Origin of the sequence: Bacillus sp. FSL K6-2944, from assembly GCF_038005385.1 — a bacterium.
Classification (GTDB): Bacteria; Bacillota; Bacilli; order Bacillales; family Bacillaceae_G; genus Bacillus_A; species Bacillus_A cereus.
Genome location: NZ_JBBOTE010000004.1, coordinates 54,158 through 80,500, shown reverse-complemented (window position 1 = coordinate 80,500; position 26,343 = coordinate 54,158). Strand labels below are relative to the sequence as shown.

The following is a 26,343-nucleotide window of genomic DNA, read 5'->3' as shown; positions in this document are numbered from 1 at the left end:
TCAGAGAAAGAATCTATGCCAAATAGAGAAATTCTCTTATGAAGTCGTGTTATTCCAAGGAACCGTTCTAGTTTCTATGACTTGGTTTATCGCTTGTAAGACCGATTGTTTTTGTTTTTTCATGGTACTCATAAAGCTTCGTATCTGACAAAAAGATTCTGCGCCTTTCTTACTTCGGAAAGTCCCAGACACTTTCTGTTTTACTTTCGTCATCCGAATATCCCGTTCTGCTTGATTGTTATCAAATGGAATGGCTGGATGTTCTAAAAACGCTAGAATTCTGTCAGAATACTTGACGAAGCGATTCCATAAATTTTGAGAAGGCGTCTGCTTTCCTTTCTTCTTTTGTTTCGTGGAAAGAATCTGTTGTTCTTTCAATATGGATTGATACATAATAAACAGATTCTTTTGCGTCGCTTTTGGCATGGTACCTTCGGATTGCTTTTTCATCGTCAACGCTTGCGTTAGAAATTTCTGCATCTGTTGTGCCCATTGTTCTCCAGTACTATCTATAATTCCTTGTAAATCTCGTAAGAGATGGGCATTACATAAAACGTGACGACAATCTGTATACGCATCATACGATTTCCAACCATCATGCATCGCAATTCCAGAAAAAGATGGCAAGATTTCTCCAGCATCCATTGCTTCTTTTCCACGTTTTTGATGAATATGTTGCAATGTCACCTCCGGTGTACTGGCAGTATGTAACCATTGTGTTTTGTTTTCTACACGCATACCAGTTTCATCAAAATGGACAACAGGAGACTGCAGAATCTTTTCCTTTACTTCTTTTATGAATGGCTGCAATTGAGAAGCGAAAGCCTGTGTATGATTTACCAGGGTTCCTTCGCTTATAGAATGTCCAAAACAATCCTGAAAGAATTCTTTTGTTCGCTTCAAAGAAATGCATTGATAATGCGTTAAATAGGGAATCAGTCTTTTTATATTTGGACCATATTGAACAGGACGAGATACTGTCGAAGGAAATTGGGCTTCTTGGATAGAATGGCAATGTGGGCATTCTTTCTGTTCTACTTTATGTTCTGTCACTTCGATCTGAATAGGTGGTAAGTCATACACTTGGCGAATGCGATACCCTTTTACAGGCTCGTGGTTCAAGGAAGTATGACAACAAGTACAATATGTAGGAGAATGTGTAATCGTATGATCTGGAGTCGCTGTCAAACCAAGAGTATGTCCCTTGTGGCCCAACTGGCCACCCGTTTGACGATGAGACGGTTTGCGCAAACTTTTTGTAACGGGCTTACCCAAACCATCTGTAGAAGGTGGCTTATGACTATTTTTGGAGTTTTTTTTTGAAGCATTTTCTAGTTCTTGTATACGTTTTTCTAACTTAGAAAATGTTTCTTCAAATAAAGAAATAACAGCTTCAGGTCCTTTTTTATATGTATCTAAAATAATTTTTCGATCGACCATAAGATTCACCTCCCCTGTTTGATATACTCAGTATTTACAAATGGGAGGCATATGAAACTAGTAAAATTTAAAAAAGACACCGAAAGGTGGCTGAGTAGTTACAAATGATTAATTATTTATGATAATCTATCCCCTTTCCATCTGGCTGTGCAATCAAATTATTTCATTTCCCCAGAATACTTTGTAAATATTTTATGTTAATGTGTAATTCTTTTATCTACTGTTCGCTTTGCCAAAAACCGCTGGTAAATTTACATTACTAGCATAGTTGAAAAAACCTTATTCTTCCAATAATTCTTCATAGGTATTTTTATAAAAATCAAAGACTTCCTTCTTACGTAAATCTTCGAGTAAAAATTTTATGTCGTTGGACCTTAGCCTAGGCGAATAACCCGCTACAAGAGCTGGTAATGCTACCTTTTCTGAGTAGTAACAAATATAAGCTAAGTCATATTCAGTAAGTTTTATCATGACGACTCCTTTCTCCTCTATTTTATATTATGATTTGAGATTTAAGATGTATGTATTTTCCTCTTGACAAGCGCCTTATTATAATTTAAATCCATATTTATAAATAAAAGGGACAGGATCAAGTAAGAGCTTCGCCCCTCTGTTACATAATTATATAAAATTTTACAAAAACAATAAATTTACACCTACTGACACTAATTTCTCCTCTTCAGATTTTTTAGTGAGAAATTCTCTGTGAGAAGCTAATAAGTTTTCATTTTAATTAAAAATAACAGTCAGATTATTTTCTCAATAATAATCTGACTGTTATTTTTGTGAATAGATAGGACAACTACATGATTTCCCAGTGCCGGGAAGGGTTTTGTTGGCTTGTTTTTATAATAACATGCGGGAAGCCATATATTCAGTTCAAAAAGGCTGTTTGATAAAAGGAAAATAACTAAACATGAAGAATAGCGCAAATCTGTTAACCCGACGTCCACTCCAATCTGAGGGTGTATGTTCGGCAGGTCTTGCACTTCTGTGTTAACTAACCGTAATACATAATACAAATTAAATAAAATTTAGTTTTGACCACTTTAGTTTATTTCCCACAAAAGCAATGTTTTCATTCTTTTGTATTGTCAAGGAAGATTGTATGTTCTCTTCTAGAGTGTAGGGGGGACGTGTAGTATGTAAAATCAAAGACGCCTTCTTTAATGACTTGAAGGCGTTCGATTTATATAATTTTTTTCAACAACCTTCAAGATGAGGATGTATCATCGTCCCAACGATACCGCGGTGTTTCTCAGATTCGCATGGACACTTATATTTTCTATCTCGTGGTTTGTTCTTTTTCGTGCATGTTTGACTTATATAAAAAGGGGTCACGTATTCCCAACTACTTTCGTTTTGTACGCAATAAATTGCGCAAGAAGATAGAATATAACCAAACTTGTAGGTTTTTTTCGTTTTACGGCTTGTTTGTTAGTTGTTCTAATCAAATGACAGAAATAGTATGATTCGTTGCAAAATCAACGATTTCACGACTCACTCTCATCCCATGCCTAAAGGCGATGGACTTTCTCATTCGGGAAAGGCTGCAGTAGAACGTAAATAATTTTACATTTATAAAGAGTAAATTATAATCTACACAAATACAAAGTGCATATTATAATCATTCATATGCTAGTATTATTTTCATTTGATTTGTTTAGAATGAGAATCAACACCTTATCAATTTGAACAAATAATCCTGATACAATTTACGAAAAAATAATACTGCACACCTAACATGTACTATACTAGCCGAGACATCTAATAAAGGACAACATTCATCATTATTGAGTGTTGTCCCTTATTATGTCTTTTTTTATTTTCAAACAATAGGTTTTTTCATGATTTGAACTACCCCACTTTCACTTCGTGTAAACAAGGAGAATCCCTAAGTAAAGAGCTCTAGTTTATTAAGCTAGCTCCGTAACTCTTGCTGTTAGAATCCTTATCGATTCATCCTTTAGATTGAACTTGTAAATCCTCTATACCGATCACATCGTGGATTTTGATGATCTCAGTTGAGACTAGTAATTTTTTCTAGCATAGGTCATGTATTCATGAATGCTAGCTCTAGCTACTTTTATTCGCTGTTTATGCCAGCTAGAAGATCTTTTTATTCTTCTAGAAAGAACACGCTGCGCTTTCGCTAACTTCTTTTCGGATTTTTTATAGGTTGTTCAATCTGACAAAATGGTGAAATCTTTTCATCAAACATCCATTCCAATGTAAGATTATGTCTTCGGAAGTTTTGCACTTCTGTTTCAAATCACAATGATACACAGTATCTTCCAAAAGGTTTCTATCTAACTGTAGCATGTATAATACATCCTTTTTTCGCGGGTTTTGGCAAATCAAACAAGACCTTTTTTTGATAATTTCATTTTGTTTCCTACAACGACAATGTTTTCATTTGTTTATTTTACGGTATAAAATTGTACCTTGTTCTTCTTAGCTTTGAAACGTGGGGTACAATTTTATTTTTTTATAAGCGTGTATACGCAAGGTTGCGAACAGACGACTACATCGTAATACAATCCACTTCTTTTAGCCAAACACTTTCTTCCTGGTTCTTTGTATGCATGATTCCATATGGATAGGAAATGATTGCATACAAAATGAGAACAGCCAATCATTTTATTGATTAGAGGCGTTCGCATTTGATTTGGATAGATACAAAACGTATAGGTTTTATTCATCATCATTCGTTTCACCCCAAATATGATTCTATTACAAACCAAACATACATGCGATAGGTTCATAAATACATCATTTCAATGTCTGAGCAATCATATTAAGTTATAAATTCTTTTATTTTTATAAATAAATATCATTTCGACATGGAATCAGACAAATAATCCAACTCAATTTATACATCATATCTCACCATTATAAATGCAAGTCCCCCTGCAACCTGCAGCATAATTTATACAGTGATGCACACAGGTTGCAATATATATGTATGCTATATTCTGAAAAATTATGTTTATTTTTATCTTATATAATATATATATACCAAAATGCCAAAACTTTTTTGGTTATATATACCAACTGTAATTAAAAAAAAAGACATAATGAATCTATCTCAATATTAGATAGATATCTATTCGCATTTTTTATTATTAATTATTTTATCTATATATGGTAAATAATCCAATGGAATTTCCTTTTGATTGTGTACTTGATATCCATATAAATTACAATCATCTAACGGAATTGATTTCCGGCCACCTTGGTAAGCATTTTTTATATATTCATTCACCCGATGAAAAGACATTAAATACACTATATTTAATGTACGAAATTCTAATAAAAAAAAACACACTGCTCCCATTTTTTCCGCTTGTTCTAAATATAAAACTTGATGCTCGCGAATATTTTTCAATGGAAAACTACTAGAATTCATTGTTGATTTCGCCTCAAAAGCCACAGCATATCCATTGTATACACCCTCATAGTCTACAGTGCTTTTTTTCACGTACAAACCTGATACAATATGCCTCCCTTTGCTTTTTAACACTTGTATAGGTGTAGGTCTTTTGGTAATTAATGCACGACTTTTTTGTTGATAAATTTCATTAGATTGATTAATATTACTTTCTAATGATAGCCCTTTATTTTTTTGCCCCATAACATTCTCCTTTCTCTTTTCATAGAACTTACTAAATCCAGCCCCTATGTATTCTAAGGTATGTGGTTGTGCTTTATTTATACCATCAATTTTAATTTTAAATGGCAGTTATGAGACAAACTTTTTCTATCATATTTGTAATAATGTGCTATGTATTAATTTTGTACATAAGGGGGATATTCATGGCTATTCAATTATTCGTTCCGAAATTCGAAATTTCTGAATGTTTACAAGAAATTCAACAATGTTTAGAAAAGGGATGGACCGGTTTAGGTTATAAAACCGTAGAATTTGAACAAGAATGGAATAAATACACAGGGTTTCCTAATTCTCATTTTGTTAATTCAGCTACCGCGGGACTTCATCTAGCTGTCAAAGTTTTAAAAATGTACCACAAATGGGACGATGATGATGAAATTATTTCTACACCTCTAACATTTATATCTACAAACCATGCCATTAAATATGAAAATTTAAAAGTCATTTTTGCAGATGTGGATCAATACCTTTGTCTGAATCCACAAGATGTTGAAAATAAGATTACAAAAAAAACACGAGCAATTATGTATGTTGGAATTGGAGGAAACACCGGCCAATATCAACAGATTGTAGAAATATGTAAAAAGTATAATTTACTTCTCATTGTTGATGCAGCTCATATGGCTGGAACGCGTTTAATGGGAGAAATCCCCGGGAAAGAAGCTGATGTCGTTGTATATTCATTTCAAGCCGTAAAAAACCTGCCCACAGCTGATTCTGGAATGATTTGTTTTCAAAACAATGATTATGATAAATTATGTAGAAAATTAACATGGATGGGTATTGACAAGACCACTTATGAACGAGTTGAAAAAAAAGGTGCTTATAAATGGATGTATGATGTAGAGCATGTTGGCTATAAATACCATGGAAATTCTATTATTGCAGCTATCGGATTAGTACAATTAAAATATTTAGATCGCGATAACGCTTATCGTAGACAACTGGCACAGTGGTACGATGAACGATTAAGTCCTTACACTTCTAAAATAATGATTATTCCACAGCCTAACGGGTGTGAATCTTCTTATCATACCTATATAATTCAAGCTAAAAATAGAAATGAATTATTATTAGCATTGAATCAGGCCGATATATATCCTGGTGTACATTATAGAGATAATACCCAGTACCCAATGTATGCTTATGGAAAAGATACTTGCCCACGTGCTCATGAAATATCTGAACACGTAATTTCTTTACCTTTACATCTTCATTTATCAAAAAATGATGTGGATTATGTGTGTGAGCAAGTTATTAAATATGTAGAGCAGTAAGTGATGAAATGATATATTATTCCAAGAATGAAAAATTATCAATTCGAAACATTAAAGAAGCTGATATAGAAATGATACGAATGTGGAGAAATCAAAACAATATTAAACAGTATTTTATTAATACCGATACGATAACTAAACAACAAAAAAATGGTTTATTGATTATGTAAAAAAGAAGCCGATCAAATGTTCATGGTACAAGAACATGAACATTTTAAACCAGTAATCGGAACGACTGCCCTATATAATATTGATACAAAAAACATTCTGCAAATTTTGGAAGGTTAATGATTGGACATATCCCTGCTCAGAGAAAAGGATTTGGCACACAAGCTACTATCTTAACTTGTAAATATGCTTTTGAAAGATTAAATATGTCTGAAGTTTATTTGTACGTTTTACCTCTTAACACCCGTGCTATAACACTTTATAAAAAAATTGGGTTTCTACCTACTTAATATGCAAGATAATAAAATGTATATGGTACTAGATAAAAACAATTTCTTAATTAATCATACTGACTAAGCACATATTATTTATTTTAGTTGTTTGAAATCCCCCCACTTTCACTTCTTTTAGAAGAGGGGGATTCCTAAGTAAGGAGTTCTAACAAGCTCTAATTTATTAGGCTAGTTTCGCAGTCCCATTTAACTATGTTTACATTTTTAACCTCCTTGTTTTGATATCCTCAACAAGAACATCATTGGCTGGCAGTAAATGTTTTCGATACGACAATAACTTGTTTGCCGTACCACTATGCTCTGTATTCGAGCATAGTTCTGAATCGTGACCACAATACCTACCTACTTGCTTTTGCTAACGTATGCTTCCGCAATATATTCAATACTTGCAACCCTCTATACCAATCACATCGTGATTTTTGATAATTTCAGCTAAGACTTTGTCCCATTAATCTTTTCTAATGTTCGTCATGTATTCGTGAATGCTAGCTACTTGTACTCGCTGTTTATGCCAGCGAGTAGATCCTTTTATTCTTCTAGAAAGAATATAGCATTTTCACCAATTTCTCTTCTCATGACCGAAAAAACTTCGGATTTTTATAGGTTGTTCTATCTGACAAAATGGCAAAATCTTTTCATCTCACATCCATTCCGATGTAAGATTGTATCTTCGGAAGTTCTTGTACTTCTGTTTCAATTCATAATGACACAAAGCACCTACCAAAAGAATTCCGTCTACCTGTAGCATGTAAGTCCCTTTACTTCACGACTTTTGGCAAAGCGAATAAGCCTCGTTTCGGCAACTTTATTTTGTTTCCTACAACAGCAATGTTTTCATTTGTTTGCTTTATGGTATCAGATGATACCTTGTTCTTCTTAGAGTTGTTTTGTTTTTTTTGCAAAGTCTTGTATAAAAATCCGAAAAGTTGCGAACAGACAATTACATCGCAATGCTATCCACTACTTTCACTTAAAGCTTTTCCTTTTTTTTCATTCTAGGGACCGTATAGATATTTAAACGATCCATTTAGCAGATTTCTACGTGATATGAAGTGTGCCTAACTTGTGCTTCAACAAATCAAAATTACGATTATATATGTCGGTTACTACGGTATGAACCTTGAAACGATTTAACTTTCCATTTACCATGAATGAGATTGAAATGCGGGTGTAGTCAAATGAATCGTTTTGGCTATTCCACACACAAACGTGTCCACAGACTTAGTAAATGCTGAAGATGAGGAAATGCCTCTCTGACTTTTTTAGAAATCACTCCTTTGCTTTTCACCATTGTACCAGCAGGGCTACGTATCGGTAGTGTATGCAAAAAAACAAGTGAACATGGTGTGTCATATTTCATTGCGACTATTACAACATCCAGCTCGTTACATACCTCTTGAACCGATTCTATAAAACGTTCTTCTATAATCATGCATCATGAGTATATTGTATCCGTTTAATAAAAACTACAACAAAAAATACCCAGATTTCGGATATTTAAAGTGCTACAAACCTTCCAGTTTTTAGTAGCACTCTATATCCAACCTCCCTTTCATCCCGTGTCTAAAAGCGATAGGCTTTCTCGTTCGGAAAGGACTATAATCAAAGATTAAAACCGCTAAGGTACATATGATATTTTTCAATGAATTGGTTTTTAACAACCATTACAACTCACAAAAAATGGTATACAACTCCAAATAAATCACATACTAATTTACATCTAAACATATTGCAAATTAATTTACAAAAAAAGGAAGAATGATTTTATGGAACGACCATCCACATTATCTTGTAATTTAAGTCTCAATTTTGAAAACCTACAATATCGATTATCATCTAACTTTGATATTATATATCGGGAATTTGATATTCCAGATTTCTCACGGCACGCTGTTTTGATTTACTTAAAAACAATAACAGATGTACAAATGCTGCAAGATTATATCTTGCGTCCATTATTACAACGTTCAATAAAACAAAAATCTAAAAACGCTAATATCACTGTATCGACTGTTACAAACCGTATTGAATTATGCGATATCCAAATTTTTTCTGAATTAGATACTATCGTTTCTCATCTTTTCGCTGGTTCCTGTGTATTATTGTTAGAAAATATGAACATCGCTTTTATCTTAGATACTTCTAAAATAATGAATCGAGCGATTTCTGAGCCAACAACTGAAAGTAGCATACACGGCTCAAAAGAAAGTTTTGTAGAAATACTGTCTATCAATGTATCTATGTTAAGACGTAACTTTAAATCAGCTCATTTATCTATACAAAAATCAACAATAGGTGTGCAAACACAACGCGATGTAGCAGTAGTTTATTTAGATCATCTTACAAACAAAAAATTCGTAACTGCAATAACTGAAAGAATTTGTGCTATCGATATAGATGATATTTTAGACAATAGTTGTTTAGAACAACTTCTTAGCAATAACTCATATTCACCATTCCCTCAAATGATACAGACTGAGAGACCTGATCGAGTTATACAGGGTCTACTAAAAGGACAAGTTGCTATTATTTTAGATGGATCACCATTTGTTTTACTAACTCCCATTACCTTAGCATTATTATTACATACTCCTGAAGACGATACAGAAAGATGGTGGATTGGAACAACCTTCCGCCTATTACGCTTATTTTGTTGTTTATTGGCACTACTACTACCAGGCTTATACATCACTTTTATTTCTTTTCATCCAGGGCTTATTCCATGGCAATTGATTATCTTTATTCAATCTAGTAGAGGTGGTGTTCCTTTCTCAACATTTATAGAAACATTTTTAATGGCGTTTACGATTGAATGTCTAGGAGAGGCCGGAATTAGGTTACCTAGATCCAGCGGGCAAGCAGTAGGCATTGTTGGTGGACTTGTTATTGGACAATCCGCTGTAGAAGCTGGGCTTGTCAGTCCGGTTACAGTGGTTATAATTGCCCTAACGACATTATGTTCCTTTGCTATTCCTCAATATGGATTGGGGCTTTCTATTCGACTATTACGGTTTTTATTCATTATAAGTGCTGCCATTTTCGGGCTATATGGCATTATCTTTGCATTTCTTTTCTTATGTGCCCATCTTGTAAAATTGCAAAATTTTGGAGTGAATTATTTAGGGTATTTTGTTCATTATCAATCTCAAGACTGGAAAGATACTTTCATTCGTCTCCCAATACAATGGAATATATTTCGAAATTCTATTTTTAAAACCAAAAATCGTAAGCGTATCAACTTAAAAAAAAGAAAGAAAGGTGTAACATGAATCAAATGACCAAAAAAAAAATTTCTACATCTCAAGTAACAATTGCCATCTCAACAGCTTTAATTGCAGATGGTTTTATTGTCAATTCCCGTAGCATTGCTCAAAATATGCAAACACCTGATGTATGGATATCATTTTTTCTAGGTGGACTCGTCAGTTTAGTTTGTGGACAGTGTTGTGCCAAATTAGCTCAACACTATCCTCGACAAACCTTTTTTCAATTTGTACAACTCTTACTTGGAAAACCGATAGGTATATGTATAGGAATTATATACATAATATGGTATACTATGGTAGCCGCTTATCAAATTCGAATATTAGGCGAGTTCGCTCAACAATTCTTATTAAATCGTACCCCTCTATTCATTGTCATGTGCCTTCCTATTCTTGTTGGCTCCTATTTACTGCACAGCGGGATACAACCTATGGTAAGATTCTTTCAATTATTTTTCCCTCTCACAATTTTCGTAATTCTTATCATTTTAGCTAGTGGGTTTATTAGTTTTCAATGGCAGTATTTACACCCTATACTAGGCGATGGTATTTCACCAGTTATTCATAGCGTACCTTTAACTTTCTTCTCTTATTTCGGCTATGAAACCATTCTGATTTTTGCATCTTTTATGGATAAACCCAAGCAAAGTGGAAAAGCTGTTTTTCTAGGAGTTGGTATTACTTTATTATTATACACACTTCATAGCTTTGTTCTCGTGGGAACTTTATCTATCGAGGAATTAAAAGTACTAACATGGCCTACCATGGAGTTTGCCCAACGAATCCAGGCTTGGCACTTAGAACTTATATTTTTCGTTATTTGGATTATTCAATTATTTACTACCTATGTTATAGGGCACTTTATTGCTCATTTAGGTTGTTGTTACTTAATTAAAAATCAAAAAAATATTTCTTTATATGTCCTAATGGTGATTGCATACATTCTGGCTTGTATTCCTAAAAATTTAAATGAAACTCTATTACTAGGAAATTGGATTAGTAAAATGGGCATTATATGTAGTGTAGTATTACCTTGTATATTACTCTTAATTTCATTTGTACGGAGACGATATTTATGTCATTAAAATTAAAACAATTATGGTGTGTATGTAGCATTTGTTTTCTTTTTACGGGCTGCTGGGACAGCCACGAAATTTTGTCTTTGGGATTCGTTGATGGAGTAGCTATTGAATATAGAGAGGCCAAAAATATCCGACTTATTTTACAAGTAGCTCAACCATCTTCAGATAAAACCAGCGCTAAGTATTTAAATGTTTCTCAAATCGGCCCAACAATAGTAGCCGCACTGCATAGAGCAACTTATTATTCCAATAAATTATTGAATTTCACACATGTCCATACAATCCTTATGAATGAAGAATTAGGAAAATCCAAAGATTTCACAAAAATATTAGATGCCTTTTTAAAAAATAATGAATTTAACCGAACTGCATATATGGTATTTACGCAGTCTTCTTCCGAAAAAATATTAGAAAATAGAAATTCTGATATATCTACTCCAGCAGTTTCTCTCGCTACATTAATCCAACAAGCGCATGATTCTCTAAATACTCCAGCTATAATTACACTAGGTGAATTTTCTAAAAGAATGCTGAATCACTCCAGTTTTTTAATCCCAAGAATCAATGTATCAAATCGTAAAAACACTTTAATCGGAAGTGCTGTTATTTCTGGTGAAAAACAACAATTAATAGGTTGGCTTACTCCGACTGAAACACAGACGGTTACTTTATTAACAGGTGCTAAGTATAAAAGTGGGTTGCCCCTTTATATCAATTATCATGGATCACCTATCATATATCAAGTGGATAACGTCAACGTCAATATTTCTTCTCAACTACATCATAATCAATTATCATTTTATTTAGATTTAAAATTACGAGGAAAGTTAGTAGAGAATTGGACAACTTACCAACAATTCGACTTAAAATTTTTAAAGTCGCTAGAAAAGAAAATAAACACTCACGTAAAAAATAAAGTCCAGGCCCTCATTTTTAAGATGCAAAAAGAATTACACACAGATATCGGAGATTTTTCTCGTGTAGCAAGAACCCAACAATATCCAATATGGGAGAAACACAAGCAGAACTGGGACGAATATTTCACACAGGTTCCTATCAAAGTTAAAGTTACTTCGAAAGTTCAAAAATTCAGTGTGCAGGATAAACAATAACAAGACCTCTCCCATTCTATAATCTTACACCTATTTGAAATGGAACCTACAAACACCAATTTAATCGTTCGCTTTTTTTCACAGAATCTCCCCATAATTCTACGGTAATAAAGGGTAGGAGGACCTTGACTATAGTTCTAGTGAAAAGTTCAACAATGCATAAATACGTTTTTGACACTCCCGCGGCTAAAGCCGCAAGTCCTACACCTTCCGGTGTAACAGATGGGGTTCTTAAATGACCAAACGTGCGCAGTCCATTTCTGTTTCGAACAATTTTCAAAATGAGGGAGTATCATCCCCCAAACGATATCGCGGTGTTTCTCAAATCCATATGGACACGTGTATTTTCTATCTCGTTCCTTGTTCTTTTTCCTGCATTTTGGACATGTTTGACTTGTATAAGAAGGATCCACATATTCAGCCTTTATACCAACTACTTTCGCTTTGTATGCAATAAATTGCGCAAGACAATAGAATGAACAAGTATGTAGATTATTTTCGTTTTTACGGCTTGTTCGTACTGTCTGATGCTCGTTAGTTGTTCTAATTGAATGACAGAAGTAGTATGATTCGTTGCAAAATCAACGATTTCACGAATCATTTTATGGTCTTACACCCACTTTTGTGCCGTATCTCGTATCATCAAGTTGTCGCAGATCATTCAGCTTCTTCGCTTCTTACGAACACTACAAAACTTACGTTTCATGTATTTGTTTTTCCGTTTCCAAACAAACGAACTGTACCATCATTTGTAATAGCTACTACAGGCGCTTTGAGGCCTAATTCTACTCCTAAAATGTTTGTTCCTGTTTTTCTATTATAGGAATCGTGGCAGAAATTTGAGCGATTCCTTTACCAAATTCCTTTGTGATACGACATGTACTTAACTTATGCTTCAACAAGTCGAAATTGCGATTATATGTATTGGTTATCAGGCACATACTTTTAAACGTGTGGACTTCCCATTTACAATAAATGAGATTGAAATGTGTGTAGTCAAATAAATCGTTTTGGTTATTCCACACACAAAACGATCTTTTTACGTTGGCAGAGCACGTACCGTAGTCAAACCTTTTTCTGTTTCTTCATATGCAGAATTCCATAGGGATTAGAATCGCTTGTGTTTGATTTAGATAGATACGAAACGTATAGGCTTTATTCATCATCATTCGTTTCCCCCCATTTCGATATGGTTCCATTACAAACTAAATATACATGTAGTGAAGTAACAAATTATGTCTGCCGAACAAGTAAGATAGCTTCCGCTATCCAATGGAGTGGCCAAAATGATAGCCAACGAGGGATACGGCTATTTTCATTCTTCTATGATTACTTATCCTACTTACAATGTATCAGTTTTTTCCAAAATATTAAAACAAAACACCTCAAAAAAACTACAAATAATTAAATCACTATAGATTCTATAGTTTTAGTAGTACTGGGTAACCAGCCGTACTTTCAGACCCTGCTCTAAAGACGACTTCAAAAAATCCTATAAAGAGGTACACAGAATTATTTATAGCTTAAAAATATTGCTTTATACCATCCCTCTTTTTAATAAACCAATTAAATTTTCTCAAGGTAATTGGTTTATTAAACCTTTTCAATTCCAAAAGTATTCATTTATTATCTAGTTATCATTCACAAGTACGAATCATTTTTTGTATATTAAACCAATTCATTTTGTATACTACTATTTTTTTTCAACACTTATTTATGCGAATATACTATTTATTTTATTTACATTCATATATCCTCCTTCTATACTAGTACATAAGATACTTTTAATCTCACTAATATAGTTAAAAACCGGCCTTTAAAATAGTAAATTATATTTGATTATTAATACCTGTTTCCACCTTAATAAACCATACATTACAGATTAAACTCTGCAAAGATTTTAGCTCGAATCGAAGACTCCTAAAATATTATAATATAAGATTAAGATTATGATAAAAATTATATATTGCCCTATATAATACTTCCATGGTAATCTTTTTTAATGATGCGTTATATTTACATACGTATTAAGGCAAATCGACCCTAATATGCAACACCCTATTAAAAATCAAGAGTTCCATTCTTCACAGCGTTAACTAGTTTTAAATTAATCACGTAGTCGACAATAATTTATTGCACTTACATCTTAATTATAAACATTTTTAAGGAGGGTTTTTAATTGCGTACTCGAATTAAAGAGGTTCGAAATCAATTCGGCGATACTTTACAAAGTTTATCACAAAAAATAGATTACGATTATAGTAACTTATCTAAGATTGAACGTGGCATATATAAACCATCATTGGAATTATTAGATAAGATAGCGACGGTTTACAATATTAATATTAATATTAATACTTTATTAGTTTCCGATGATACAACTCATCCATTGCATCTAACCGAGACCCCCCAACCACTTTTTTTGGATGGTCAACAACTTTCTAAAGAAGAATTAGATTTATTAATTCAAAGTATCCGTCTCTTTAGAAAAACGCTTAACGCCTATAAACCTAAATAAGCTATTTATATTTTTTTGTACAAACATCAAGTACACTATCCCCACTATAGCTATTACGAGCTAGCTTGAAATAAGGGCTTTCTCGGTTAGTCGTTACTTTTTGTTAGTAAACGAATTCGTCCAAGGACAGCCGAGCTAACCCCTTTATTCCAAAGAGTCTTTTGTTCCTATTTCATGTACATACTAATAAATGTATAATTTATTTTTTTACTATTGGTAGCTACCGTTATAACTTCCTATATATCTACAAAAGCAATCTTTAGATAATGACCTATCTTTTCTGTCTCCATAATAACTATGCCTGTTGATAGAAAAACACTTATCTTTTTTGTTAATTTTCCCCATAATCTTATAGCTTATATACTAATCCCCTCAACTGTCGTCCACAACACCTTTCCCAAGAATAAACTACTAGTGTTTGATGCACGCCTTCTATTGTTAAACGTCAATAAAAATAAGCACCCCTTTAGGCTTATGCATAAAAACATTCTTATCCTACTTTACAAGTTGTTCCATTCTTTCGAGACAAACAGAATACTCAGGCTTTATCTGCAGCAAACGATGAAAAATTATAATACAGTATGAAAACACCTAAAATCAAAGGCGAAATAAACCAAAGATACTTTTTATTATATCCGATCAAAATCCCTCTCCCACCTATCGTTGATATGGTGTCCCATACATTTGAGGAAGGAGAAGTCTTTCGGTAAATTTATAATACACTATTCTCTATTTATTTTTTTTCAGAATTATATTAATATTCTTCATGTGAATTAATAATTGCATCATTAATTCTGCATATATATTACTTTCTAATAAAAATATTAACATTGTTTCGATTTGTTTTAATTCTACTTGAACCCCTTTAATCCTTTCTTTGTTTAGCTCATCTAAATTTCTCAACAGAAACGATTCTATTTTATACATTTTTTGCGAAATTTCTAATAAAATTTTTTGGTGATGTAAATACGAATCTGTCATAGATACTCTCCTCTATATTTGTTAATACATAGCATTAGATGCTTTTAATATTTTTTCGTTCTATTTTTTTGAATACTTCGATAAATCATTTGCATCACTGCTTCCTCCTTACTCTTCCAAACGTCCTCCGCTTTTTCTAAAGAAATATATTCCAATGCTATATGAATAAAAGCCTCTTTAACTAAAAATGTTGCTACTGTACCTGTTGTATTAGAATATTTTTCTACTACTTGAAGTACTATTGATTCAATAACATCCGATTTATTAAGTTCTTCTATTTTTTCTGAATTTTCAAAAATATCTTTTTGCTTTTTCTCCAATAAATTATTCAATCCGCTTTCCACATAAGCAATTGGCATTTTTATATCTGTACGGAAGCGTATGCATTCAATTATATCTAGAACCTCTTTCGGATACTTTCTCCATTTATCGAAAACTGCTGGATATACTTTTTGCTTGCACCTTTCTTCAAAGCTTTTAATTTCTCTTTCAAAAGTATCTACGTATTTAATCTCTTCCCAATTATCTCCTAATGTTCCATTTTTATTTTTTTTACTCTTAATTATAAATTTAATTTTCTGTACCTTTCTTCCTGATTTAATTTCTTCAAACTCAAAAAATATATCTGTTTTTCGTTTTAATTCTTGCTGAGATACATTTAAAACTCGTTGCTTAAAATTTGCATACTTTGGATATATATTAAGTGCGTCTAAATAGTATCTTAAATCTTCTAAATAAATAATTCGTTCCTTTAAATCTTCATATTGTTTTAATAATTCATAAATCCGTATAGAATACGTACTTTTTAAATTCATAACATTTCCTAAACGATAGCTAGTGAACTGACTACTTAGTTCTAACAAAAATGGTTTTAACAATGGATCAAAGCGAATATCAATCGTACCTCTATTTTTATTATAAATTACTGAAGAAACCCAAGAGAGCTGCATCAAGCCCTCTTTTGTACGAATTTCAATAACTTTAGATAATAAATCTTTTGTAATTCCACTCAATTCAGTATACTTCGTAGCACCATTTAAACCTAATAATTCATGAAATTGTTTTATAGGAAAAGTATATATTTTAAAATCTCGATCTGTGGGTTCAATATTACTTGCTAAACAAAGCAATATTTTCTGCTCTATTAAATTCAAACGAGAACTTGCTTCAATTAATACATTTGATTTTGACACAATATTATGTTCTTTTATTTGCACCCTTTGCTTTTGTAACATATCCACACTCTCCTCCCTATTGAACACATCCTTCACGCTATAAATTTGGTTTAAACGTCAAAAAATATAAATGTATACACAAATTATAAAGCATATAAAAGAATTTTTTAACTCCTTCCTATAAACTAAAGATACTATTTTTGTCTTTTTTAGGGACATTTTTGTTACCTTTAGAACCATTTTTGTTATCTTTAGAACCATTTTTGTTACCTTTAGAACCATTTTTGTTATCTTTAGAACCATTTTTGTTACCTTTAGAACCATTTTTGTTACCTTTAAAACCATTTTTGTTATCTTTAAGGAACCATTTTTGTTACCTTTAGAACCATTTTTGTTATCTTTAGAACCATTTTTGTTATCTTTAATGTCTTAAAACCTTGTTATACCAAATGTTCCCTCCCCCCTTAAAACATATAAAACATATAAAACAAAAATATATATAAACATATCAAACATATTATCAATTTGGTTATTGACACAAAAAAAAAAAAAGATAAAATATAGAGTAAGGAATTAATTTTATTATTTATAGAATAAACAAATATTAAAAAATCAATAAAACCATCACAAAATTTCACATCCAAATATATTGAGATAAAACTAACCAATATCCCAATGTATACTGTATTGAATAATTATTCTTACAATTCACAATATATAGAATTTACAACAACATGTATCAAACAATTGTTTCCTGGCTCTATTCTCAAAATCCCTCTTTACATACACATAATCTTTAATACATTAAATTACTCATGTATTAATCCCATGCAATATAGCGTAAAAACTTTACTTATTACATAAAAACCTTTGATTTCCATTTTTCAACAACTATAAATTCTACTAGTGACATTCATCTAACTTTCAAAACAAAAAAATATTCCGACTGAAAATTAAATACACTTTAATAAAAAACTGTTCAAGTAAAAGTATGTTATAAACTCCCCCGCTCTTACAATCTAACTGTATTAAAAATTCACAACAGAAATATCAAATTATAGTTAAATACAACAATAATTTTTTCAAAAAAACAAGATACAGATATCCGTACCGATGATTTACATAAGTTTGCTACAAAAATCGTTAAAAACACAATATCAATCAATATCGAATGTATACAGATTATCAATATATTCAAAAATAGAAAGCCAGCCGCAACGATTAATGACATGTTTTAGTCACAATTTTAGATTAAGTTAGAATATAAGGCAAAGCTATTCCTCTTAATCATAGAAATCTCCCACTTCAAATTATCTATAAAAATGTTAAATAATAACTAATTCGACGTATTATACACACTTAATAGCTCACCTTACTATCTTGATTATAACCAAGAAATATCAATAAAACATTTTCATTTATATTAAAAGATTATCCTATTTAGGATAATCTTTTAATATAAATGAAAATAAAATATTTATAGCATACAATAATGCCCATAACAAATACCTTTTTTAATCTACTCAATTTTATTTCTTTTTTGTATACTAAAACAATATAAAATTTAAGTCATTACATTAGTAATTTAATAGCTGGCAATAAATTTATACCCTTTTTACATATTATTAAGTATTCAATCTATAAAACTTTTTTATACTCCTCTAAGTATTATGAAATAGGCTATAAAAAGATATTCAGAATTAAAAGCTTTATTACTTTTAAACTCATATATATTCCCTATACAATTACATTTAACAGTAATAACCAGTTAGCTTACATTGTCACATAACGCCTTAAACAAGGAAATAAACACTCCTTAGCTTAAAGATTAATTTAAATAGAACTAGCGTCCAACTTTAATCATAAAATATGAAAGGAGGAAATCCATTATTAACAATGGATTTATCACATGTTTATACATAATCGACAACAAGAACTCATTACTTTGTTATTACAAGACAAAGAATGGCGCACTCTTGAAGAAATATCCAGCCATTTAAATTGTTCGGTAAAAACCGTTCGAAGAGATTTGATATATTTACAAGACTACTTACCTTTGGAATGGAAAATCCAAATTGAAAAAGGAAAAGGTGTACTTTTATATAAACCACCTCATTCTTCTAGCACCGACATCTATTTGTTCTTTAAACAAAACGATTTAACTTTTCAAATCTTAGATTATTTATTACAAGGAAAAATTCATACCGTTGCCAACTTAGCAGAAGTATTATATATGCAGGTTTCTTCTTTATCTATACATCTTCAAAATGTAGAAAAATATCTAAATCAATTTGAATTACAATTACATAAAAAACCCTTACGTATTGTAGGAAATGAAATTCATATTATATATATGTTTTACGAATTATATTATACAACTTATAAATTAGAAGATTATCCATTGCTCTATAAAAACGAAATTATACAATTTCTTCTAAATTTAGAAGAGAAGTTAAACATTCAATTTTATCCTACATATAAACAAAAATTAGTTTATTTATTAGCAATTACTTTACAAAGAAAAAAACAAGGTCATAAAATAAATATATCATCAAATCATATAACACATGTAATCGATTCCCCCTTCTATAGAAAAATTAAAACAATTTCTCATACCCTATGCGGTATTAAATTAACTGAAATGGATCAGATATTCATCACTGTTGCAATTAATTGTTGCTTATTTTCCTACTCGAATATAAAAACTAATAAAAAACATATTCTACAACATTTTTATAATAAAAATATTGCTCATTATCAACATATACATAATTTAATATCCAATTTAGAATATGAATTTAAAATTACATTAAAACATGATCAAGAATTTGTATTTCAACTATTACAATATATAAGACAAATTTCATACAAATATCAGTTTGTTACTACAAGTGTTTTCCAAACATCTACATTTCATAAAAAAGTAAAAAATAATCACTATGTAACATTTTGTAAAGTGAAAAACATTTATACAAAGTGGATACAACAATATAAGCTAATACCGTATGCTCATGAAGCAGATATAATTGCTATGACACTACAACTAGAAGCAATGTTTCAATTAACAAAATTATCTCCCAAAAAAGCATTACTCTACTTAGGAGATAGCATTTTATGGAAAAGATATATACAAGGAATATTACATCATTCATTTGGAAACACATTATCAATTGTTCAAGAAGAAATATTGGATATCCAAACATTAGATATTCAAAAACTTAATATAGACTTTATTATCACTACTATACCATTTGAAAAAATAAAAATACCGGTAATTCAAATATCACCTGTTCCTACAAAAAGAGAATTAAATGATATTAGAACATTTTTATATAGTGAATTAGATGAGTATCCGGCCAAACTTTTTTAATGTAAATACATCTTCTAACCATATTTCATAATAAAAATATTGAAATGAATATAAAAGGCCTTATTTTTATGAAAATGTACACTTCAGTACTTTTCTTTAAAATTTAGGCCCTGTTTTTTTTCTCACTAATAAATAGTCAATCCCAGACAATTCAACAGCAGCACGATGTCCACCTCGATTTTTAAATAATTTTCTAATTTCTTCATATAAGTTATTATAATTTTTTTCAAGTTCGATGATGATATATCTACCTCAAGTTTATATAGTACTTGTAAACTTTGGATAATAAATTCCTCATCCCAATTTCTACATGCTACTTTTTTGCGTATATGTTTGTAAGGAAGATTAGCTTCTAATATTGCTTTTCGATGCCCACCTTTTCCGAAAATTCTAAAAATCGCACTATATAAATCCGTATGTTTTTTCTGTAAAGCACTATCTGAAATGTCTGCTCTCTGTTTATATAACATCTGTAATTTTTTTATAATCTTGTCACGATTCCACTTATTACGTTGATATATACATTGGTTTGATAAGAATGATAAAGGAATAGATTCCATTTTTTTTCTCATAAAAATCCCCCTAATATTCGAGCAAAAAAGTCTTTACTTATATATATTATGTTGTTTCAATCAATAGGGAAATTATTTATTATAATAAATAGACGGGCAAATTGTAATAAAGGAAAACGCAAGTAAGCTTTTGTGGTAAAACTAATCAGTAGATAACTTTAGTATCTTTCGGGGGCACTTTCTCATCTAATTTCCATGTTTGATTTTGGCCGCGTACTGTTTGAATTATCATATAATAAAGGGTCTTTAATCATGCATACGTGCTTGTTGTATTTCTATATTTAATTATGGATTAGATGAATAAAACAACGTGTATCTCAGACTTTATCTTTGAAAAAGGCCATCTTTATTATTTTGTATTACGCTATTTGCTGTTATAGTAAAAGTATTCTTAACCTTCTTGATATCTAGGCATAGTTATCATGTTGTCTGTGGATGGTGATAACGTTTTAATTTTCATCATCCACTATTATTTTATTTAAATTCATTAATCCCCACAAAAACCTTATAAAAACATGCCCTTAGGACAAACTGTAAGTTCTTTAATATTCATATTCCCCATGAAAACTAACAAGTCGTATAAGTTCAGATGCTCTAGACCAATAGAACGAAAATCAAGATAGTGAACAAGTCTCATATGTTACAACAATATGAGACTAGGGCTTAATTTCCCCTTTCGTATGGTATCTTATGCAAAAACATATAGATAGTTACTATCTAGCTGTAAAATTTGATAATTTATTGTATGAACAGTTCTAAATATATGTATAACGTTATTAAGATTTTTCTTGTCTTTTTAATAATAAGTACTGGAATATATTTGATTTATCGTGTGAATGGTGTTGTAATCGAAAGTATTTTATTTAGTTTTTAATATGAATTAGCCCCAAAAATATATGTTAATTTCTGATCGTTGTTATAAGCGCCTAGAACCTTCTATAATGGTTTTTATTAATTAATAGTCCAAAAGGATTCAGATGTATTTAATCACTCAATTTACTAAGCTGAAAGCAATTATTTTGAGTTATATTGTCTTTGGGTTCTTTTTACACATAATATATCTAGTTCATTTTAATTATGTTGTTAATTGAATCATTGAATTAATTTCAACTTAATAAGTTAACGAATTGGCAAATTCAAACTATTTAGTAGTTTGAATTTTTTACATTGAAAAGATTTGTTTTAACTCATTTATTATAAACAGATTTCTCTTTTATCTAAAAATGAAATTGTTTATATACAGATTTATTTTCTAGAATAAATAATAAAATCTAATATATTATATATCTTTAAAATATAAATAAAAGATAAAACTACTATACAGAGGAAAAATAATCTTTAAATATTGTAGTAATAAAGATCCATAATTACTCTAGTCATAAAAAATCATAAAAGGTAATTACTGGAAATGTGTTTACTGAATTTGATACAGATTTAAAACCACAAAATATCATCAAATGGGGATCAGAAACCTACATATAATCAGCATTAATTTGATGCAACTAACTGAATAGATAATAAGTGAAAATTCCGGTGACTTATTAACATATTTTCCACATTTTTAAATAATTACACACAAACTATTCACAAAGTGATCAATATTAGGAACAGAATTCACTTTTTAAACAAAATTCACATAAATTTTGTTGATTTTTAGTAGGTTTAGAGATAGAACATGATAATAACGGTATTTAAAGCTCTTTATTATACACATATGGTCATAATTATTAAGATATCAACAAAATTTATAAATATGTTTATGTTTTTTTGTTGATAAAACCAGAAAAAAAGACAGAATATTCTTTGTTTTATGTCAATAATATGTGAATAACTGATTTTCTTTCATGCCAAATGTATAAAAGTGTATAAAAATAGAGAGTTGTAATCACTAAAATTGAAAACTTTCTCTCTGATTTGTTGGTAGTGATATATTCCGCTGGCTATTTCTATCACGAATAGCCCTCTATTTATGTTTTTTTCAAAAATAGAGGGCTGTATATTTATATTGCTGGAAGCAGCTGATCAACAGTATATGGTATGTCACTTGTTGAACGGTAGTATGATTCTAAGGATTGTAGAAACAGAGTTAAATTAAAGTCTTCAGGGACTGCAATTACACGAATCTTTTCCTTCGGCAATTTATCAATTTTTTCAATAAATAGTTCACGAATATCACTAGGCATGTTATTTCCGGTATGACCGTTAGATTTTAATAGTTCGCGAATGTGAATCTCTAATGCTGTATATGCGTTAATATTTACTCCTTGCTCATAAGCATATTTTCTAAATAGCGATTCCTCTTGATATTGCATGTAATTACGCTGGTAAGCATCTATGGTTACAGGTACAGCATATTTAGCATGAAGAAGATCATGAGCTTTATGGAATAACTTTTGAACATTCCGTAACGAGTATATAGCAAAATGCGTACCAAATTTGAAGATGGATTCTTCTTGTTTATGTTTTGGTACGTTATTTGTAATTAAAGGATAAATACCAGTTTTAGCAGCTGTGTCTAATACACGATATTGAGAAGATTGTTTTAATAATTTACTTAGTGTATAAACAAGATTTTTAGGATATTCTTCTTGTCGATCAATTATTTCTCGTAAGCCGCGAATTACCTGGCGGATTTGACGATGACAAGAGTACTTTAAGACATTAATAAATTGATTCATATCTTTTGTAAATTCGGCAATATTCATTTCAATTAACAAGTTCTCTATGAATTGAACTTTACGTTTATATGTATCTCTTGCTGTAAATGGATCACGGTAGTCTGTCCCCTCTTCTCTCATACATAAGAAATCCGGATGTACAGATAAATACAATGTTGTATATTGCTTTTTATTCTTTTTCCCTTTTTCTAACTTGCCAATTTTGAATAAAGGAGATCCAGTAGCAGGTAGCTTCGTTGTTAATTCCTCAAGTACAGTGTGAATCTGATGTGGGTATTTTTTATGTAAGTAACGATACATACCGCCAAAATGAGTTGAATTTCCTTGTTCATCAACTTTAAATAGAGAGCGTTTCAAGGTAGTTTCGCGTTTTTGTTGCATTGCTATATCTATGAATAGTTTCTTAGCTGCAATAGATAATTCAAAGAATTCCTTTGTAAATACTATTGGACTAATAAATGTATATGCATTTGCTTTATTTGTTTCTTTATTTATGAAATCATTTAGGGTTATTTTGTATTTACCACTGTATTCATTTTCGATTGAAATGATGTTGTGGAAACTTAATTTCTTCAAAGCCACATAAAATTGTGAGTGGTGAATATGTGCAAATACTTCTTTATAGTTTTTATAATCTTCCCAAAGCATATGAATAGATACATGTGAAATTTCACCATAGGTATTACATTTTTTATGGAGAAATAGAAATACTTCTAAATCAGCATTTGTAATACCATATAGCTTATGTTTTCTACCTTCATTTTTATCAAAGATATTTCCTTTATTTAACGTTTTTTTTATTTTTAGTGAAAAAGAAGGCCTTGTTTGTTGAACAAATCCGTCTTCATCGGCAATTTTTTCTTCAGAAGACATTGATTTCACAATGTCTTCTAAATAAGTATCTTTAAAACTGTAATATTTATCTTCTAATGCTGCCACTAATTTTTTCCAAGATTTTATAGTTACAATTACTGGTGTTGTTGTTTTACCATTTAAACTACGGTTGTTCTTTAGAACGAAAGGTTTTGCCATCTTTTTCACCTCCTCGTATATTAATATTTAAGCCCTATTACAGGCTTAGATTTTCTTCTTAATAAGAGCCCTATAAATAAAAATACTTGGACGTCTCAAGATATTTCTAGATAATGATTGTAGGATCATTTGGGACAATTCTTTCACCTCCTGTGGATTTACCACATTTGAAGAGTGTTTCTCAGTGAACGTGCGGGACTCCCTACTCGCAGGCTGAGCAGCCTGCCCCTCGAACCTAGATGATAGTAGCTCTAGGGCGGCTTTCGATTCAGGACTAGCTCTCATACACGAGGTTGTTGGTCGGCGTACACACTAGAGATATCTCGAGACGTCCAAGAAATGATTCTAATATAGAAGGGAGGTCTCTTACATGAGATTATTTGTTGGTTTAGATGTAAGTTCGTTTGATATGAAAGTTTGCTTTTTAAATGGTGATGGAGAAAAACTGGATTCTTTTTCGGTCAGTAATGACCTACCAGGAGCTACTACACTCAAAGAAAAATTATTACAGTGTGTTGCAGGGAAAGAGGTCGACATCCTTAAGATTGGCCTAGAATCCACCTCTGTTTACAGCTTTCATCCTTCTATGTTTCTTCACCATGATATAGATTTACAGCGTTTTGGAGCAAAAGTATTTCTCCTAAACCCAAAGCAAGTCGCAAATTTTAAGAAAAGCTATTCTGACATGAATAAAACCGATGAGATTGATGCCTATGTCATTGCTGATTACTTACGATTTGGCCGCAATCAAATGTCTATCGTAAAAGAAAGCCAGTACGTGGCACTGCAGCAATTAACTCGATCACGATACCAACTTGTCAAAATGTTAACGAAAGAAAAACAACACTTTCTTCAACACCTAAGTTTTAAATGTAATACATTTTCACAAGAGGTGGATACTTCCGTATTTGGTAGCGCCATGACAGAACTATTTCTTGAAAAATTCAGCTTAGAGGAACTAGCTAATATGCCTTTAGAAGAACTCGCTGAGTTCCTACAGGAAAAAAGTCGAAACCGTTTTGGTGATCCAAAATGCGTAGCAGCATCCATTCAAAAAGCTGTGAAAGCTTCTTATCGCTTGGATAAGGTTGTAGAAGATTCAATAGATGTCATCTTAGGTACATCCATCGCAGTCATTCGTACGTTTCAACAGCAAATCAAGGAATTAGAAAAGTCTATTAAAAAAATCATGGCTGGTTTGACCCAAACACTTGAATCTATTCCTGGAGTAGGTCCTGTTTTCGCTGCCGGTATCATTGCTGAAATTGGCCAAATCGAAAGATTTGACGATGAAACAAAAATAGCCAAATACGCTGGATTATACTGGCGAAAGCACCAATCTGGTCGTTTTACAGCTGAAGATACTTCATTATCCCGTACAGGTAATCATTACTTGCGTTATTACTTAGTTGAAGCCGCCAATTCAGTAAGAAAGCATGTATCAGATTATCAAGAGTATTACGTGAAAAAATATAATGAAGTACCAAAACATCAACACAAACGTGCACTCGTTCTAACCGCAAGAAAATTTGTGCGATTGGTGGATGCGCTACTACGTAGCCACCAACTTTTTACGCCTGGAAGGTGTGTGAAAGAATGACATAAATTTTTGTCATCGCTACCTTTCATTATTTTCCAGTAAATTACATTCGTTACTGGTTTAGTTTCGTGATGCCTTTTTTAAACAAATTGACCTTTGGCAACTTTAA

General features: G+C 31.3%; 15 protein-coding genes and 6 pseudogenes. 8 read left to right on the top strand and 13 right to left on the bottom strand.

All coding sequences use genetic code 11. From position 1 onward, the window contains the following. Positions 1-36 precede the first annotated feature (36 nt). From tnpC to MHH55_RS30735, 5 genes and pseudogenes are all read right to left on the bottom strand, one after another. Positions 37-1,440, bottom strand: a complete 1,404-nt coding sequence (gene tnpC, locus MHH55_RS30755; RefSeq protein WP_100910632.1) for an IS66 family transposase — start codon at positions 1,438-1,440, stop codon at positions 37-39. Between the two features lie 279 nt (positions 1,441-1,719). Beyond that, positions 1,720-1,911: a hypothetical protein gene (locus tag MHH55_RS30750; protein ID WP_078188096.1), complete on the bottom strand. Its 192-nt coding sequence runs from the start codon at positions 1,909-1,911 to the stop codon at positions 1,720-1,722. 732 nt (positions 1,912-2,643) lie between these two features. Continuing rightward, a pseudogene (locus MHH55_RS30745) lies at positions 2,644-2,947 on the bottom strand (zinc ribbon domain-containing protein); the annotation flags it as partial. 461 nt (positions 2,948-3,408) lie between these two features. Beyond that, positions 3,409-4,148, bottom strand: a pseudogene (locus tag MHH55_RS30740) (helix-turn-helix domain-containing protein); the annotation flags it as partial. A 398-nt stretch (positions 4,149-4,546) separates the two neighbouring features. Then, on the bottom strand, positions 4,547-5,074 hold the full coding sequence (locus tag MHH55_RS30735; RefSeq protein WP_078187402.1) for a Holliday junction resolvase RecU: 528 nt from the start codon (positions 5,072-5,074) through the stop codon (positions 4,547-4,549). A 182-nt stretch (positions 5,075-5,256) separates the two neighbouring features. Here MHH55_RS30735 and MHH55_RS30730 point away from each other — a divergent pair, with 182 nt between their 5' ends. Together MHH55_RS30730 and MHH55_RS36530 are read left to right on the top strand one after the other, a co-directional pair. Next, on the top strand, positions 5,257-6,390 hold the full coding sequence (locus MHH55_RS30730; RefSeq protein ID WP_078187403.1) for a DegT/DnrJ/EryC1/StrS family aminotransferase: 1,134 nt from the start codon (positions 5,257-5,259) through the stop codon (positions 6,388-6,390). A gap of 287 nt (positions 6,391-6,677) precedes the next feature. Then, positions 6,678-6,848: a GNAT family N-acetyltransferase gene (locus MHH55_RS36530; RefSeq protein WP_078187404.1), complete on the top strand. Its 171-nt coding sequence runs from the start codon at positions 6,678-6,680 to the stop codon at positions 6,846-6,848. Between the two features lie 233 nt (positions 6,849-7,081). On the opposite strand, the pseudogene MHH55_RS30725 reads toward MHH55_RS36530, so the two are convergent. The 3 pseudogenes from MHH55_RS30725 to MHH55_RS30715 form a co-directional block, all read right to left on the bottom strand. Then, a pseudogene (locus tag MHH55_RS30725) lies at positions 7,082-7,821 on the bottom strand (RNA-guided endonuclease TnpB family protein); the annotation flags it as partial. 71 nt (positions 7,822-7,892) lie between these two features. Next, positions 7,893-8,060: pseudogene (locus MHH55_RS30720) on the bottom strand (RNA-guided endonuclease TnpB family protein); the annotation flags it as partial. Beyond that, positions 8,059-8,277 (bottom strand): annotated as a pseudogene (locus MHH55_RS30715) (IS200/IS605 family transposase); the annotation flags it as partial. The pseudogenes MHH55_RS30715 and MHH55_RS30720, both read right to left, overlap by 2 nt. A 340-nt stretch (positions 8,278-8,617) precedes the next feature. Here MHH55_RS30715 and MHH55_RS30710 point away from each other — a divergent pair. The 3 genes from MHH55_RS30710 to MHH55_RS30700 are packed head-to-tail and all read left to right on the top strand — an operon-like array spanning position 8,618 to position 12,308. Further along, positions 8,618-10,120 (top strand): spore germination protein, encoded by a 1,503-nt coding sequence (locus MHH55_RS30710; RefSeq protein WP_078187406.1) that lies wholly within the window; start codon positions 8,618-8,620, stop codon positions 10,118-10,120. Between the two features lie 5 nt (positions 10,121-10,125). After that, positions 10,126-11,199: a GerAB/ArcD/ProY family transporter gene (locus MHH55_RS30705; RefSeq protein WP_176116641.1), complete on the top strand. Its 1,074-nt coding sequence runs from the start codon at positions 10,126-10,128 to the stop codon at positions 11,197-11,199. After that, positions 11,190-12,308, top strand: a complete 1,119-nt coding sequence (locus MHH55_RS30700; RefSeq protein ID WP_078187408.1) for a Ger(x)C family spore germination protein — start codon at positions 11,190-11,192, stop codon at positions 12,306-12,308. The genes MHH55_RS30705 and MHH55_RS30700 overlap by 10 nt, the downstream gene beginning before the upstream one ends. Positions 12,309-12,457: 149 nt before the next feature. Here the strand turns inward: MHH55_RS30700 and MHH55_RS30695 are convergent. Further along, positions 12,458-13,474 (bottom strand): annotated as a pseudogene (locus MHH55_RS30695) (zinc ribbon domain-containing protein). Positions 13,475-14,487: 1,013 nt separating this feature from the next. Here MHH55_RS30695 and MHH55_RS30685 point away from each other — a divergent pair. Beyond that, a complete protein-coding gene (locus tag MHH55_RS30685) occupies positions 14,488-14,826 on the top strand; it encodes a helix-turn-helix domain-containing protein (RefSeq protein ID WP_078187409.1) in 339 nt (112 codons plus the stop codon). A 729-nt stretch (positions 14,827-15,555) separates the two neighbouring features. On the opposite strand, the gene MHH55_RS30680 is transcribed toward MHH55_RS30685, so the two are convergent. Both MHH55_RS30680 and MHH55_RS30675 read right to left on the bottom strand, forming a co-directional pair. After that, a complete protein-coding gene (locus MHH55_RS30680) occupies positions 15,556-15,807 on the bottom strand; it encodes a hypothetical protein (protein WP_078187410.1) in 252 nt (83 codons plus the stop codon). A 44-nt stretch (positions 15,808-15,851) separates the two neighbouring features. After that, positions 15,852-17,042, bottom strand: a complete 1,191-nt coding sequence (locus MHH55_RS30675) for a replication initiation protein (RefSeq protein ID WP_078187411.1) — start codon at positions 17,040-17,042, stop codon at positions 15,852-15,854. A gap of 1,849 nt (positions 17,043-18,891) precedes the next feature. On the opposite strand from MHH55_RS30675, the gene MHH55_RS30670 reads away from it, so the two are divergent. Beyond that, positions 18,892-20,352, top strand: a complete 1,461-nt coding sequence (locus tag MHH55_RS30670; protein ID WP_340882031.1) for a BglG family transcription antiterminator — start codon at positions 18,892-18,894, stop codon at positions 20,350-20,352. A gap of 125 nt (positions 20,353-20,477) precedes the next feature. Here the strand turns inward: MHH55_RS30670 and MHH55_RS30665 are convergent, their stop codons facing one another. Both MHH55_RS30665 and MHH55_RS30660 read right to left on the bottom strand, forming a co-directional pair. Continuing rightward, complete coding sequence (locus MHH55_RS30665) at positions 20,478-20,924, bottom strand: hypothetical protein (protein ID WP_340882028.1); 447 nt, start codon at positions 20,922-20,924, stop codon at positions 20,478-20,480. A gap of 2,000 nt (positions 20,925-22,924) precedes the next feature. Continuing rightward, a complete protein-coding gene (locus MHH55_RS30660) occupies positions 22,925-24,634 on the bottom strand; it encodes a hypothetical protein (RefSeq protein WP_078187980.1) in 1,710 nt (569 codons plus the stop codon). 370 nt (positions 24,635-25,004) lie between these two features. On the opposite strand from MHH55_RS30660, the gene MHH55_RS30655 reads away from it, so the two are divergent. Further along, positions 25,005-26,234 (top strand): IS110 family transposase, encoded by a 1,230-nt coding sequence (locus tag MHH55_RS30655; protein WP_340880302.1) that lies wholly within the window; start codon positions 25,005-25,007, stop codon positions 26,232-26,234. Positions 26,235-26,343: the final 109 nt, after the last annotated feature.

Bases quoted from the DNA above. Each gene is read 5' to 3' on its own strand.
- tnpC (WP_100910632.1), bottom strand. From the start codon at position 1,440: ATGGTCGATCGAAAAATTATTTTAGATACATATAAAAAAGGACCTGAA.
- MHH55_RS30750 (WP_078188096.1), bottom strand. From the start codon at position 1,911: ATGATAAAACTTACTGAATATGACTTAGCTTATATTTGTTACTACTCA.
- MHH55_RS30735 (WP_078187402.1), bottom strand. From the start codon at position 5,074: ATGGGGCAAAAAAATAAAGGGCTATCATTAGAAAGTAATATTAATCAA.
- MHH55_RS30730 (WP_078187403.1), top strand. From the start codon at position 5,257: ATGGCTATTCAATTATTCGTTCCGAAATTCGAAATTTCTGAATGTTTA.
- MHH55_RS36530 (WP_078187404.1), top strand. From the start codon at position 6,678: ATGATTGGACATATCCCTGCTCAGAGAAAAGGATTTGGCACACAAGCT.
- MHH55_RS30710 (WP_078187406.1), top strand. From the start codon at position 8,618: ATGGAACGACCATCCACATTATCTTGTAATTTAAGTCTCAATTTTGAA.
- MHH55_RS30705 (WP_176116641.1), top strand. From the start codon at position 10,126: ATGACCAAAAAAAAAATTTCTACATCTCAAGTAACAATTGCCATCTCA.
- MHH55_RS30700 (WP_078187408.1), top strand. From the start codon at position 11,190: ATGTCATTAAAATTAAAACAATTATGGTGTGTATGTAGCATTTGTTTT.
- MHH55_RS30680 (WP_078187410.1), bottom strand. From the start codon at position 15,807: ATGACAGATTCGTATTTACATCACCAAAAAATTTTATTAGAAATTTCG.
- MHH55_RS30675 (WP_078187411.1), bottom strand. From the start codon at position 17,042: ATGTTACAAAAGCAAAGGGTGCAAATAAAAGAACATAATATTGTGTCA.
- MHH55_RS30670 (WP_340882031.1), top strand. From the start codon at position 18,892: ATGTTTATACATAATCGACAACAAGAACTCATTACTTTGTTATTACAA.
- MHH55_RS30665 (WP_340882028.1), bottom strand. From the start codon at position 20,924: ATGAGAAAAAAAATGGAATCTATTCCTTTATCATTCTTATCAAACCAA.
- MHH55_RS30660 (WP_078187980.1), bottom strand. From the start codon at position 24,634: ATGGCAAAACCTTTCGTTCTAAAGAACAACCGTAGTTTAAATGGTAAA.
- MHH55_RS30655 (WP_340880302.1), top strand. From the start codon at position 25,005: ATGAGATTATTTGTTGGTTTAGATGTAAGTTCGTTTGATATGAAAGTT.